This window comes from Fischerella sp. PCC 9605, from assembly GCF_000517105.1.
Classification (GTDB): Bacteria; Cyanobacteriota; Cyanobacteriia; order Cyanobacteriales; family Nostocaceae; genus PCC9605.
This window is the reverse complement of sequence record NZ_KI912149.1, coordinates 250,037-261,879: the sequence shown is the minus strand read 5'-3', so window position 1 is coordinate 261,879 and position 11,843 is coordinate 250,037. Positions and strand designations below refer to the sequence as shown.

Sequence of the window (11,843 nt, the reverse complement as noted above, 5' to 3'; positions counted from 1 at the left end):
AATTATTTGCAAAATTAAGCTACGCCTAACTGTGTTTACAACTACACTTATTCAACGGGATAAAACCCAACCGGGTGCGTTACCACTAGATTTATTTGCTGCTATTGAGAGCCTAAAAAAAGAACTGAATGCAGTTATCCTGGCCCATTACTATCAAGAGCCAGATATTCAGGATATAGCAGACTTTATTGGGGATTCACTACAACTTTCTAAAGCAGCGGCTGACACCAATGCTGATGTAATCGTCTTTGCTGGTGTTCACTTCATGGCAGAAACGGCAAAGATTCTCAATCCCGAGAAAATGGTGCTGTTACCAGATTTGAATGCTGGTTGTTCTTTAGCAGACACCTGTCCTCCAGAGGCTTTTGCAGCTTTTAAAGCTGCTCATCCAGGACACCTAGTGGTTTCTTACATAAATTGCTCAGCCGAAATTAAGGCGATGAGCGATATTATCTGTACTAGCTCCAATGCTGTCAAAATTGTGCAGCAGATACCCAAAGATGTGCCGATTATTTTTGCCCCAGACCGCAATTTAGGGCGGTACGTGATCGAACAGACAGGGCGAAATTTGGTGCTGTGGCAAGGTAGCTGTATTGTCCATGAAACCTTTTCCGAAAAGAAAATTGTGCAGTTAAAAATTGCACATCCAGAAGCAGAGGCGATCGCTCATCCAGAATGCGAACCTACGGTATTGCGTCACGCTAGTTTCATCGGTTCTACAGCAGCTTTACTCAAGTATTGTCAACAAAGCCCGACTCAAGAATTTATTGTTGCTACGGAACCGGGAATTATTCACCAAATGCAAAAAGCAGCACCTAACAAGCGCTTTATTCCCGCACCGCCAATAAATAACTGCAATTGCAATGAGTGTCCGTTTATGCGGTTGAATACCTTAGAAAAGCTGTATTTGGCGATGAAAAATCGTGCGCCGGAAATTACCATGTCTGAGGAGATACGGCTGGCGGCGTTGCGTCCGATTCAGCGGATGTTGGAGATGAGTGTTTAGTTAGGTTGGGTTTTGGAAAACTTGTAGAGACGCGATCGCGTCTCTACGGGAAAATAATCGTAGTTTCGCTTTGCTCAACCCGAACTACAAACTGTAATGCAATTTTAGACAAATTAGCACCATGTATTTTGCGCTTCTTCAATAACAGTTGCAAGAAAATTTTCAAGAGTTGGTTCAAGTTTGAACTTTCCTCGATTAATATGCTTTAAGTTATCCCACTCTCCAAGTATCCAATGCACAGGTGGAATAATGTAAGCTCCTAGTTCAAGAGTGAAGTAGCTTCGTAGCCATTCAGATGGTGAATCATCATCAATCAGAAAGATAACAGCAGTATATGCTGCCTCGGGATTAGCTCTAGGTGCAGGCATGACGAAATAAATTAGCCCAATTTCATCAGACGGCTTAACAAATTTGCATGTTGGATAAATTGCCGTGCAGTAATTAAGGATAGAGTCGTCAGCACAGTTATTCCAAAGCTGAAGAATCCAATCTTGAACAGAGTTGTTAACTACTCTACTAAGTAATTCCGGGAAATAGTTATCGATGATATTAGGTAGTAACTTATGTGCAAAATCGTAATGCTGTTTATGTAGCTTGTCACTGAGTTCTATCTGACCATCTTGCTCGATAAACATCATTTCTCTAAGTTTTTCTCTTATGGATTCTTGGTCATCCATGAATCATCAACCTTTCTTAGTGCAACTACATACTAGCTTAGTTGGTAGTAAAAAATAAGACTATATATTTGTTGCTCAAAGTAAGTATGTTGGGTAGAGCGAAAGCAATTGAGATAGACAAGCAACCTGTAGGTTAGGTTGAACGAAGTGAAACCTAACAAAGCAATCTCGTAAAGTTATATACTACTTAATCGAAGCTACTATTTAAAGCTAAAGATAAAGATGAGGTGCGATCGCCACACCACCTTATTCTATTCCTGGCAAAGGACGCATACGGATGCGATCTTCCTCAACAACACTGAAATTTCCAGGCCAATCGCTTCGGCTTGCTAATGCAGCGACAACAATTTGAGTAACCCGTGCTGCTGAGGTCATTCTGAGGCGAAATAAAATAATACCAATGCTTGCAGGCAAACCGACGCGAAAAGCTAACTCACCAAAATCCCTATCGAAAGTCAAAAGAATTCTTTCCTCAGCCTGCGCCATTTCCAGAACCGTAACATCACGACTTCCTGGTGCTTCAGTGCGTATCCACAGAACATCATGCCCTTGCTGACGCAAAGCTTCAACCGCCTCCCCTGGAAAATTTTCGTTTGCCAAGAAGCGCACAACTTAAACCTGTAATGGGTAAACTTTTTCAGCTTTCAGCATCACACTGGCATAACTTAAACAAGCCTGTATATCTTCAACTGTTAAGCCTGGATAGTTTCTCAAAATATCTGCTTGTGACCATCCCTCCGCAAGCAGTTCAATAATAAATTCAACGGCCAAACGTGTCCCTTTGATGGTAGGTTTACCGACCAGAATCTCTGGATCAACCACGATTCGCTCTTGCCAACTCATAAAATTACAGAATTGATTGGGTTATATTTTAAGATTACTCTGATTTGTGATTGCATTCATTACGGTATAAATTTAGGTCTGCTAAAATGACGTGCAGAGGCTTGATATCAAAGGAAGCAAGTCTATGACGATTGTCATTTCTCTCAGTCCAGAAGTTGAAGCGCGACTCCGTGAAAAAGCTGCGCGACAGGGACAAGATGTGAGTCTTGTTGCAGCTGAACTGCTGGCTAGTGTTTTGGAGTGGGAGGCGCAAGACTCACAAGAGGCTATCGAAGGTATTCAGCGCGGATTGGATGATTTTGAAGCAGGACGGTTTCTTTCTTTTGATGAGTTTGCTGAACAACAACGCCGCAAGTACAATCTGCCAGTCGATTCATGAAATACGGCATTGAAATTTCCAGTGTGGCAGAGGCTGAAGCAGACAGTGCATTTCTACGAATATCTCAAGTTACATCTGCTGAAAGAGCAAGTCAATGGTATGCAGGATTACTGAGAGCAATTGAATCTCTATCGACAATGCCAAAGCGCTGTCCTCTAGCACGAGAGAACGAATATTTCAGTAACGAAATTAGGCAACTTCTCTACGGTCAAGGTCGTAACTCATACCTTATCCTTTTTACCATTGTGGAAGGAGAAGATATTTCTACTGTCCGCATTCTCCACGTCCGACACGCCGCACAGCAGACACTCGCTATGGAACCTGATGAGTCTGGCGAAACTTAATGTAGCAGTCTGTCAATTGGGTAGCGCAAAGCGAAACCCAACAAAGCAATACAGTTAGGTTGCGTTTTGCTTAACCCAAGCTACGATATAAAGTTTAGATAAATTGCAATACACGCTAGGCGTTTTTGTGTGAAGTGCGATCGCCACCTTTTTCTATTCCTGGCAACTCGCATAACTTAAACAAGCCTGTATATATTCAACATTCGACTTGGTGTCTTAGTGCCTTGGTGGTTCAAGAAAATTTATTTTTTCACTACAAAGACACCAAGACACAAAGAAAACTTATTGTTTAGGATTGCACCACCAAATGGCTAGTTCTAATATTTACTCTTTTGTGCCTCTTTCTGCGCCTCCTTACTATATTGCTGATACAACTTAGTCCGGATTTGCGCTTCTTGATAACGACTGTGATTAGGTGGAACCTGACTCATTAAATCTGAAGCCCTTTGCCAGTCAGCAGCTATTTCTAACCACTGAATTGAAGTTTTAGCTGTTTTACCATCAGCAGAAGCTTGATTAGCAATTCGTACTGCTTGTGTAAAGGCGTCTTCTGTTTGTGTAGAAGCACTTTGGATAAAAGATTCTGTTGTTCGGTTTTGAGAATTTGATATTCCAGAAACGGCTAGATTTTTCAGTTTGCCATTCACTACAGCATAAACAAGCCAGCCTAGCAAAAGCAAAAATAAGCATAAACTCAAAGCAAGTGATAATCTTCCCCAGGCTGAGTTTTTGAGCTTATTGTTAGTAATTGCTTTAGGACGAGAAGATTGGAACTTGGGTAAAATTAGCTTTGCTGATTCAGATTTTTGCTCTCGAAATTTTTTAATTAATTCCTGAAAATAATTAGGTGTTTCTAATATGATTTCCTCAGACCATAGCAATTGATTCTCAGGGTCGCGGGTAATTTCTTCTAACCATAACAATTGCTGTTCTCGTACAATTCGGCTATTGATATTGACTCTACGGATATTACGGGGTGCAATTGACTTGAGAATTTGCTGGATTTGCTTGACTAGAGTTGATTGCTCTAGTTTATCTACCGTGGAAGCTTCACAGAGAAGCTGCAATACACCATCATCAAAAACAGCTCTTGTTCTGACACCTGAATTTGCTAATTTTTCGTTCAATACTTGAATAATCGCAGCAACGCTACCCTGACGTGCCTGCCAAGCGATATCATTTATTTTGTTTACCATCATTTGTGGTTTAGCGATCGCTTTTTCAGCCTGAATTATTAACCGACTAATCAATTAAACATATTTAGGCTTGTGTTAAATATAACCAAGCCTGTTCTCGATTGTATGAGTAAAAATATCGCCTTGCAAATGTAATTTTTTTATCTGTTGTAGCAGTCCTCCAAAAAACCACCCCCCTCTCCGCCAACGGAAAGGGGGGCAATGAAGGTGAGGTGCCATTAACTCTAATAAGCGTCTTGCAACTCGTAGAAATCAGGCGACACGTAATCCTTACGTAAGGGCCAACCTACCCAATCTTCCGGCATCAAAATTCGCTTCAAATCCGGGTGTCCTTCGTAAACAATCCCGAACATATCGTAAGACTCGCGCTCTTGCCAGTCAGCAGTTTTCCAAATCCAGTACACTGAAGGCACTCTGGGATTTTCTCGTGGCAAGAAAACTTTGATACGTACTTCCTCTGGCTTATCAACATTATCACTGACTTTAATCAAGTGATACATGCTGACCAAATCCTGTCCGGGCCCTAGGTCAATACCGCATTGACACTGGAGATAATTAAACCCGTAGGCATACAAAGCAGTGCAAATTGGCAGTAGGAAATCCGGTTCAACCTTAATTATCTCTACCCCGTTCACATCGGGTTCCAAAGATTCATTGGCAAAACCATTTTCCGTCAACCACTGGGAAGTTTTACCTGCTTGTACTATTGACTGTTCTCCTGTTGGTACTGGTTTTGATTCTTCAGCCACGGCTTACCTCCTCCTTCTTCGCTGTCAACAGAGCAGGTGGTACTGGTAAACCCATCGCTTCCGTCAATTCTTTTGGCGGCGTGACGCGAGTATCGGAAAGCATATATTTACCAGTGTGGATTTGTGGCACTGATTTCATACTGTGAGTCGTGCTGTAGTAGCGGTGTGTTTGCTTGATTACACTCCGCTCTTGCATCGAATCATTAGCGATTTTCTTCCGCAATTTAATAATCGCATCCATAATCGCTTCCGGACGTGGCGGACAACCAGGCAAATACACATCCACTGGAATTAGTTTATCGACTCCGCGCACCGCTGTCGGGGAATCCATGCTGAACATCCCGCCAGTAATCGTACAAGCTCCCATTGCAATTACATACTTAGGTTCAGGCATCTGTTCATAAAGACGCACCAGTTGGGGTGCCATCTTCATGGTGATCGTACCTGCTGTAATAATTAAGTCAGCTTGCCGAGGGCTGGAACGGGGGATTAATCCAAAGCGGTCAAAGTCAAATCGGGAGCCAATCATTGCTGCAAACTCGATGAAGCAGCAAGCAGTACCAAACAATAAAGGCCAAAGACTGGAAAGACGTGCCCAGTTGTAGAGGTCATCAACCGTGGTCAAAATCACGTTTTCCGACAGTTCTTGAGTAACTGTCGGACGACCAATCGGGCTGAGGATGCGCTCTTTTTGCTGCTGTTCCAAATCTTTAGCTGTTAAATTAGCATCTAAGACCATTCCAAAGCTCCTTTACGCCATGCGTAAACTAGGGCAACTACAAGAATTGCAATAAAAATTAGCGCTTCTATGAATGCCAATAAACCCAGACGGTGGAAAGCAACTGCCCAAGGATATAAAAACACTGTCTCCACATCAAATACCACAAATACCAGCGCAAACATGTAGTAGCGGATATTAAATTGAATCCAGGCTCCACCGATGGGTTCCATGCCGGATTCGTAGGTGGTGCGCCGTTCTGGGCTGCGGCCACCAGGTCGCAGGAGTTTGGATGCTGCTAGAGCTAAGGCAGGCACTAGGCTACAGATGATTAAGAAGCCTAGAAGGTACTCGTAACCGCTGAGGACAAACACAATAGATATCTACCGCTATAGGTGAAAACAACTCTGTTACTTTCTTTTACATTATATCCATTTGATATTTCCGAGTTTTAGAAAATATAGCCAGGGGTTATTTGATTCGTTTTTGCTTGTGATAGAAAAACCTAACAATTATGTCATAATTTTTAACGTATATTTAAGCTTCGACCCTCACCCATGCTACAGCCATGAGCGAACAAACTGTTGAAAATCCAGTTTTAGACCGCTATGAGTGTCGTTCCTGTGGTTACGTCTACGAACCCAACAAGGGGGACGAAAAACATGACATTTCTCCAGGCACGGCTTTCGCAGAACTGCCACTAACTTGGCGCTGTCCGGTTTGTAGTGCAAAGAAGAACGCTTTCACCAATATTGGTCCTGCGGGTAAGGCTTCTGGCTTCCAAGAAAATCTCGGTTATGGCTTCGGTGTCAATAGCTTGACCCCTACTCAGAAGAATCTTCTGATTTTTGGTGGTTTAGCCCTTGCTTTCTTGTTCTTTCTCAGTCTTTATGGCTTACAATAAGACGCGCTCTTAAGTATTAGGTGGGGCTATGCCTCACCTAAAGTAAGTAACCATAAACAAATTTACAAAAAACTAATAGATAGATAGAAATGCGTTCAAGAATGAAAATTTGGCAACGAATCATTGCCCTGTTTGCTGTTGTCATCATGTGTGTCGGTTGTAGTAAAGTTCCTTCGACTAGCTACAACCCTTGGGAAGTAATTTCTATAGGTACAGATGCAAAATTGTTGGATATTGCTTTTACTGGCAATCCTCAGCATGGTTATCTCGTAGGCAGCAACGCTACTCTTTTAGAAACTAAAGATGGTGGCGAAACTTGGCAGTCCATCAAACTTCAACTAGATAACGACAAATACCGCTTTAACTCTATCAGTTTTGCAGGAGAGGAAGGATGGATTGTTGGCGAACCTTCTCTGCTACTGCACAGTACTGATGAAGGTCGTTCTTGGTTGCGGGTTCCCTTAAGCGAAAAGCTTCCTGGCAATCCGGTTAATATCCTGGCACTAGGAGCAAAATCAGCTGAGATGGCTACTGATGTGGGAGCAATATATAAAACTACAGATGGGGGTCAAAACTGGAAGGCCCAGGTAGAAGAAGCTGTCGGTGTGGTACGTAACATGAAACGTTCTGCTGATGGTAAATATGTTGCCGTTTCCGCTAAAGGTAACTTTTACTCGACTTGGGAACCGGGTCAAAATGCTTGGGTACCCCACAACCGCAATAGTTCCCGACGAGTGGAAAATATGGGCTTTGCCGACAATGGGCAATTGTGGATGCTAGCGCGGGGAGGGGTAGTACAGTTTAGCGAACCAGCCAAACCTGAGGAATGGCTAGAAGCCCAATACCCTGAACTGTCTACAAGTTGGGGTTTACTTGATTTAGCGTATCGCACGCCTGAGGAAATTTGGGTAAGCGGCGGTAGTGGTAACTTGCTGCGAAGTCCTGATGGTGGCAAAACTTGGGAAAAAGACCGTGATGTAGAAGAAGTTCCTGCTAATTTTTACAAAATAGTTTTCTTTTCACCAGAACAGGGATTTGTAATAGGCGATCGCGGCTATTTGCTAAAGTATCAACCAAATATTGCAGCAGCTTCTAAATCCGATGCAGGTTAATGTAACAAAAGTTTAAGCAATCCTTCCTATTTCTGAGAAAGAAGTTGCAAGATGTAACTGTTTCTTAAGTTTGTAGGATAATAAATTCATTAACAACAACGATGGAGGTAAGGATATAAATGTCAGGTAGTACTGGAGAACGTCCATTTTCTGATATTATCACCAGCGTTCGTTATTGGGTGATTCACAGCATCACCATCCCAGCATTGTTTATTGCGGGTTGGTTATTTGTCAGCACAGGTTTGGCATATGATGTGTTTGGCACACCTCGGCCTAACGAGTATTACCCACAAGCGCGGCAAGAATTGCCAATTGTGAATAACCGTTTTGAAGCAAAACAACAAGTTGAAGAATTAATTGCCAAGTAGTTTGAAATTATGACTAGCAGCAATAACGTTAACCAACCAGTACAATATCCAATTTTTACCGTAAGATGGCTGGCAGTTCACACCCTAGCTGTGCCAACCGTGTTCTTTTTGGGCGCGATCGCCGCAATGCAGTTTATTCAACGCTAGGAGAAAATAATGGAAAGAAGCCCCAATCCCAATAATCAGCCGGTTGAACTTAACCGGACTTCACTGTACCTGGGACTACTACTAGTTTTTGTTCTAGGGATTCTGTTTTCCAGTTACTTCTTTAACTAAACTGGAAGCACTGGTATTAATTCTTGTTTAATTAACATAGGTTGATTTTGTGTTTAGGGAGGAGAAATAGCTGTGTCTGGAAGTGGGAGAATTCCTCTGTGGATTGTTGCTACAATCGCGGGATTAGGTGTGATTACTGTTGTAGGTATTTTCTTTTATGGAGCCTACGCCGGCTTAGGTTCTTCTGTCTAATATTGGCATGAACCTAATATCAATAGTCTGAATTTTCTAGCGTACAGTTTAGAAATCAGAATTAAAAAAACCGCCCATCTCTTAAGAGATAGGCGGTATTAATTTTTATTTGTTGGTTGTTAGTTGTTGTTTGTTGGTTGTTAGTTTTTCCAAACAACCATCAACTACCAACAATTAACAAATTTAAGCAATATCTTCGCGTTCGATGTAAATTAGCATAAACGCGAATGTCGCAATTGGCAGAATCCAACCAATTGTGTAAACGAGGATAGGAGACAAAAATGAAGCAGAGTATGAAGCAGCCAAAAGTGAAGCATCCATAGTAAATATTCCTTTTAAATCACACTACAATTCAAGATGAGCTTACTGCAAATTCTGCCTTATTTTCTAAATTCTAAAGATTTTTAACACTGGAAGACTGTTTGTAAACGACTGTTTAACATTTCCTGCTTTGTTAAATACCCAGCATTTCATCTAGTTGCAAATTTGCTAAATCCTCTGGAATCACAGTCCTCACAACAGTGACTTTGTGACTTTCCTGTTGGGTTTCCATATCTACAGCGATCGCCTCCAAGCGAATTTCTAAACAGCCAAGAGGAATGTGAATTTTAGCGATCGCTTCTAATCCTCCCGCAGAGTTTGGCAGTAGATTTGTTAACAAACGCGGCCTGTCCAATAATCGGCGTGTTTGACAATCTTCAACCCATAACTTGATTGCAATATCAGGGCGTATGCCATCCAAAAGCGCCCTTACCTTCACAGACTTGCCAGAGATCAGTTCACCTTCAGGTACATACAGTTGTGGAGTTGGCAAAGGTTCGATGATTTCTGGTGCGATCGCCGAAGAGAATGATTCTTGCTGGCAGAGTTTACTGCTGTGTGCACTCGCTTCTTCTTGGCTATCAGTATCATCTACAACAATTTCTTTTGCTAGCCAAGCTGGCAGTGTCTTCGTATGTGGAACAGATAGCATCTCATAGGAAGGAGAGGCAAAAGGAGGAGGAGGGGGAAATGTAGAGACGCGCCATGGCGCGTCTGGGAGAAGGGGAGAACTCTCCTTGCCTTCGTTGTCTTGGTTATCTTCACTGTCTTCGTTGTCTTCCTTTGGTTCCGTCTCCCAATCTGAGATTAACGATAAATTAGCAATTGAACTCACAGTCTCAGTACTAATAATTAGCGGTTCCTGTTCTTCAGATACCCCTTCGCTAGCTGGAACGTAGGTATCGTAGTCCTCATATTCAACGTCGATAGGTTCGGGCAAAGAGTATCCATGATTGTGCATCCACTTCCTGATCAAAGGGGATGTATAGGAAGTTTGGGCTGTTGATAATTCCAAGCTACGCGGAACAACTACTGCTACAGAGTCATCAAAAGAGTCATCTGAATATTGTGCTTTATCTGTTGTTACTAATTCAGGTGCATCGTCATTAGCCACTGTTTTTAAGTCTGTGGGTTGGGAGTCTTCAGGTATATGCAAGTCCAATGCCTTTAGCGCCTCAGCGTTGACTTCTGGGCGATCGCTAGGCGAAGCTTTTAGCCGCCTCAAGAATGGAAAAGTAGTACCTGTTCTTGCCCTTCGCTTCACAATGGCGAAAGAAACCTCTTTGTGCAAACGCTGCAACTTTGTTGGAGTTTCTGAAACAACAATAGCAGTGGTGTCCATTGTTGCTAGCTCAACAGTAATGCGAGTATTTTCTTGATCCGAATGCTGTAAATGTGTCGAAGGTTCTGAAGCAACGGCAGCAGTATTAATCTGATTGTTGAGTTGAGGAAGCTTAGGCAGTTGCGGCGAACGCTCAGCAGATTTATGAGAAAAGCTAAGTAGCGGTGGTAGGCTTTTAGAAGTAGGATGGACTAGCAAAGACTGAGCTATTTTTTTGGATTTGACGATATTGAACAGTTCTAAATCCAGCTTTACGGATGGCTCTGGCGTTGGTGGTTCGTTAGAGTTATCCTGTAAGTCTAATTCTTCACGTTTATTCTCATTTGCAGCAGCGCTGATTGCCAGTAGTTGTGTAATATCAGCTGTGATTGTAAAAGATTGGCTGGCTAACAGTATGGCTTCTCCAGCAGTCGTTAGTGTGCCATACAAACTGATATCACCCAGAATTAGCTGTGACTCACAGTCAGCGGGAATCTCAATTGGGTATTTTATGGAAAACGGTAGTATCTTTTCTAGTAAGCTTTGCTGTACCTGGGTTAATATTTCCAAGCCTTGAGGTGAGCGCAATTCTATTCGCAGTTCTCCAGTATATAGCCTTGGTAAATGAGTTGTTTCTCTGGGTTGCACACACCCATTAATACTCAGAGTTTGTCCCCAATGGGTTATATAGTTTTCTTCATCTAGAGTCAGCAGCAATGGTAGTTCTGGGATAACTGGCTGAGTATCCTCTACTTTTACTTTTTCATTTTCTAGAAGGGATTCTGAAGAGGGTAAAGCTAAATCTACCAAGTGTTGTAAAACCTGCTCAGCTGTCTCTGCTGTTAACCAAACTGGGCTAACAGGCTGATTGATAATTGCATCTTCTTCTTTTTCAGTGACAAGAACAGTAGCAGAACCATTATTTTGCTTCACAATTGCGGATTCTACTAAGGCAGTTGTTACCAAGCTAGCTTCAGTAATAGTATGCTTACTCTCCCTATCTCCCATTCTCCCCATCTCCCAATCTCTTTCCTGGGGTAAAACTTGGAGTTGGACACTATACTGCCAGGATTTCCCGAGAAGATCCGACATCAAATCACCAAAACATTGCAACTCCCACATTCCTGGCTTGAGGTAGGTAAAGGGAATTACTGCCATTAAGCCTTCTGCATTAGTACGACGCGATCGCTTGTGAATGCGCCGCTTTGGTGGTACTTCCAAAATTGAGGAGTGAGTTATCCGTACCTCCACATCCGTGTTTACAAGGTTGGAGCGAGCTACAACTCTATACTTACCTTCTAATATTGCTATGTTTGGCGATTCCAAGGGCTGCCAAGAGCGATCGCCCTGTTTTTGGATTAGAAATTGCCAGTGTTCCATTGTCAGTGATGCCTAACCATAGAGCCGCACTTGTAATAATTGCTTTACCTTGCTTGC

At 42.5% G+C, this 11,843-nt stretch carries 18 protein-coding genes; 9 read left to right on the top strand and 9 right to left on the bottom strand.

The window, feature by feature from the left end; genetic code table 11:
- Positions 1–31: 31 nt before the first annotated feature.
- The gene (gene nadA, locus FIS9605_RS0116085; protein ID WP_026733512.1) at positions 32–1,006 is read left to right on the top strand and encodes a quinolinate synthase NadA; all 975 of its coding nucleotides are present in this window, start codon (positions 32–34) and stop codon (positions 1,004–1,006) included.
- A 113-nt stretch (positions 1,007–1,119) separates the two neighbouring features.
- Here nadA and FIS9605_RS0116080 read toward each other — a convergent pair whose 3' ends face one another.
- The 3 genes from FIS9605_RS0116080 to FIS9605_RS0116070 form a co-directional block, all read right to left on the bottom strand.
- A complete protein-coding gene (locus FIS9605_RS0116080) occupies positions 1,120–1,683 on the bottom strand; it encodes a hypothetical protein (RefSeq protein ID WP_026733511.1) in 564 nt (187 codons plus the stop codon).
- Between the two features lie 246 nt (positions 1,684–1,929).
- Positions 1,930–2,292 (bottom strand): DUF5615 family PIN-like protein, encoded by a 363-nt coding sequence (locus FIS9605_RS0116075; RefSeq protein ID WP_026733510.1) that lies wholly within the window; start codon positions 2,290–2,292, stop codon positions 1,930–1,932.
- Positions 2,293–2,295: 3 nt separating this feature from the next.
- On the bottom strand, positions 2,296–2,526 hold the full coding sequence (locus FIS9605_RS0116070; protein ID WP_026733509.1) for a DUF433 domain-containing protein: 231 nt from the start codon (positions 2,524–2,526) through the stop codon (positions 2,296–2,298).
- Positions 2,527–2,650: 124 nt separating this feature from the next.
- Here FIS9605_RS0116070 and FIS9605_RS0116065 point away from each other — a divergent pair, with 124 nt between their 5' ends.
- Both FIS9605_RS0116065 and FIS9605_RS0116060 read left to right on the top strand, forming a co-directional pair.
- On the top strand, positions 2,651–2,905 hold the full coding sequence (locus FIS9605_RS0116065) for a hypothetical protein (RefSeq protein WP_026733508.1): 255 nt from the start codon (positions 2,651–2,653) through the stop codon (positions 2,903–2,905).
- Entirely contained in the window at positions 2,902–3,249 is a 348-nt protein-coding gene (locus FIS9605_RS0116060; protein ID WP_026733507.1) for a type II toxin-antitoxin system RelE/ParE family toxin, read from the top strand. Before FIS9605_RS0116065 ends, FIS9605_RS0116060 begins: the two co-directional genes overlap by 4 nt.
- 317 nt (positions 3,250–3,566) lie before the next feature.
- Here FIS9605_RS0116060 and FIS9605_RS0116055 read toward each other — a convergent pair whose 3' ends face one another.
- The 4 genes from FIS9605_RS0116055 to ndhC all read right to left on the bottom strand — a co-directional run bounded on the left by FIS9605_RS0116055 (position 3,567) and on the right by ndhC (position 6,286).
- Positions 3,567–4,445, bottom strand: coding sequence for a hypothetical protein (locus tag FIS9605_RS0116055; RefSeq protein WP_026733506.1), 879 nt, complete (start codon positions 4,443–4,445; stop codon positions 3,567–3,569).
- 224 nt (positions 4,446–4,669) lie between these two features.
- Positions 4,670–5,194 carry an NAD(P)H-quinone oxidoreductase subunit J gene (locus FIS9605_RS0116050; protein WP_026733505.1) on the bottom strand — a complete coding sequence of 175 codons (525 nt, stop codon included), beginning with the start codon at positions 5,192–5,194 and terminating at the stop codon, positions 4,670–4,672.
- Complete coding sequence (locus tag FIS9605_RS0116045) at positions 5,187–5,933, bottom strand: NADH dehydrogenase subunit K (protein WP_026733504.1); 747 nt, start codon at positions 5,931–5,933, stop codon at positions 5,187–5,189. Before FIS9605_RS0116045 ends, FIS9605_RS0116050 begins: the two co-directional genes overlap by 8 nt.
- A complete protein-coding gene (gene ndhC, locus FIS9605_RS0116040) occupies positions 5,924–6,286 on the bottom strand; it encodes a photosynthetic/respiratory NAD(P)H-quinone oxidoreductase subunit C (protein ID WP_026733503.1) in 363 nt (120 codons plus the stop codon). Before ndhC ends, FIS9605_RS0116045 begins: the two co-directional genes overlap by 10 nt.
- A 194-nt stretch (positions 6,287–6,480) precedes the next feature.
- Here ndhC and FIS9605_RS0116035 point away from each other — a divergent pair, with 194 nt between their 5' ends.
- The 6 genes from FIS9605_RS0116035 (at position 6,481) to FIS9605_RS0116020 (ending at position 8,764) form a co-directional block, all read left to right on the top strand.
- Complete coding sequence (locus tag FIS9605_RS0116035) at positions 6,481–6,816, top strand: rubredoxin (RefSeq protein ID WP_026733502.1); 336 nt, start codon at positions 6,481–6,483, stop codon at positions 6,814–6,816.
- 89 nt (positions 6,817–6,905) lie between these two features.
- Positions 6,906–7,928 (top strand): photosynthesis system II assembly factor Ycf48, encoded by a 1,023-nt coding sequence (locus tag FIS9605_RS0116030; RefSeq protein WP_026733501.1) that lies wholly within the window; start codon positions 6,906–6,908, stop codon positions 7,926–7,928.
- Between the two features lie 119 nt (positions 7,929–8,047).
- Positions 8,048–8,296 (top strand): cytochrome b559 subunit alpha, encoded by a 249-nt coding sequence (gene psbE / locus FIS9605_RS0116025; protein WP_026733500.1) that lies wholly within the window; start codon positions 8,048–8,050, stop codon positions 8,294–8,296.
- Positions 8,297–8,305: 9 nt separating this feature from the next.
- Positions 8,306–8,443, top strand: coding sequence for a cytochrome b559 subunit beta (gene psbF / locus FIS9605_RS41030; RefSeq protein ID WP_072032401.1), 138 nt, complete (start codon positions 8,306–8,308; stop codon positions 8,441–8,443).
- Between the two features lie 9 nt (positions 8,444–8,452).
- Positions 8,453–8,572, top strand: a complete 120-nt coding sequence (locus FIS9605_RS41025; RefSeq protein WP_015209609.1) for a photosystem II reaction center protein L — start codon at positions 8,453–8,455, stop codon at positions 8,570–8,572.
- A gap of 72 nt (positions 8,573–8,644) precedes the next feature.
- Entirely contained in the window at positions 8,645–8,764 is a 120-nt protein-coding gene (locus tag FIS9605_RS0116020) for a photosystem II reaction center protein J (RefSeq protein WP_016861092.1), read from the top strand.
- 183 nt (positions 8,765–8,947) lie between these two features.
- On the opposite strand, the gene FIS9605_RS0116015 is transcribed toward FIS9605_RS0116020, so the two are convergent.
- Together FIS9605_RS0116015 and FIS9605_RS0116010 are read right to left on the bottom strand one after the other, a co-directional pair.
- Positions 8,948–9,085, bottom strand: coding sequence for a hypothetical protein (locus FIS9605_RS0116015; protein WP_026733499.1), 138 nt, complete (start codon positions 9,083–9,085; stop codon positions 8,948–8,950).
- A 133-nt stretch (positions 9,086–9,218) separates the two neighbouring features.
- Positions 9,219–11,786, bottom strand: coding sequence for a hypothetical protein (locus FIS9605_RS0116010; protein WP_026733498.1), 2,568 nt, complete (start codon positions 11,784–11,786; stop codon positions 9,219–9,221).
- Positions 11,787–11,843: the final 57 nt, after the last annotated feature.

Bases quoted from the DNA above. Each gene is read 5' to 3' on its own strand.
- FIS9605_RS0116080 (WP_026733511.1), bottom strand. From the start codon at position 1,683: ATGGATGACCAAGAATCCATAAGAGAAAAACTTAGAGAAATGATGTTT.
- FIS9605_RS0116070 (WP_026733509.1), bottom strand. From the start codon at position 2,526: ATGAGTTGGCAAGAGCGAATCGTGGTTGATCCAGAGATTCTGGTCGGT.
- FIS9605_RS0116065 (WP_026733508.1), top strand. From the start codon at position 2,651: ATGACGATTGTCATTTCTCTCAGTCCAGAAGTTGAAGCGCGACTCCGT.
- FIS9605_RS0116060 (WP_026733507.1), top strand. From the start codon at position 2,902: ATGAAATACGGCATTGAAATTTCCAGTGTGGCAGAGGCTGAAGCAGAC.
- FIS9605_RS0116055 (WP_026733506.1), bottom strand. From the start codon at position 4,445: ATGGTAAACAAAATAAATGATATCGCTTGGCAGGCACGTCAGGGTAGC.
- FIS9605_RS0116045 (WP_026733504.1), bottom strand. From the start codon at position 5,933: ATGGTCTTAGATGCTAATTTAACAGCTAAAGATTTGGAACAGCAGCAA.
- FIS9605_RS0116035 (WP_026733502.1), top strand. From the start codon at position 6,481: ATGAGCGAACAAACTGTTGAAAATCCAGTTTTAGACCGCTATGAGTGT.
- FIS9605_RS0116030 (WP_026733501.1), top strand. From the start codon at position 6,906: ATGCGTTCAAGAATGAAAATTTGGCAACGAATCATTGCCCTGTTTGCT.
- psbE (WP_026733500.1), top strand. From the start codon at position 8,048: ATGTCAGGTAGTACTGGAGAACGTCCATTTTCTGATATTATCACCAGC.
- psbF (WP_072032401.1), top strand. From the start codon at position 8,306: ATGACTAGCAGCAATAACGTTAACCAACCAGTACAATATCCAATTTTT.
- FIS9605_RS41025 (WP_015209609.1), top strand. From the start codon at position 8,453: ATGGAAAGAAGCCCCAATCCCAATAATCAGCCGGTTGAACTTAACCGG.
- FIS9605_RS0116015 (WP_026733499.1), bottom strand. From the start codon at position 9,085: ATGGATGCTTCACTTTTGGCTGCTTCATACTCTGCTTCATTTTTGTCT.
- FIS9605_RS0116010 (WP_026733498.1), bottom strand. From the start codon at position 11,786: ATGGAACACTGGCAATTTCTAATCCAAAAACAGGGCGATCGCTCTTGG.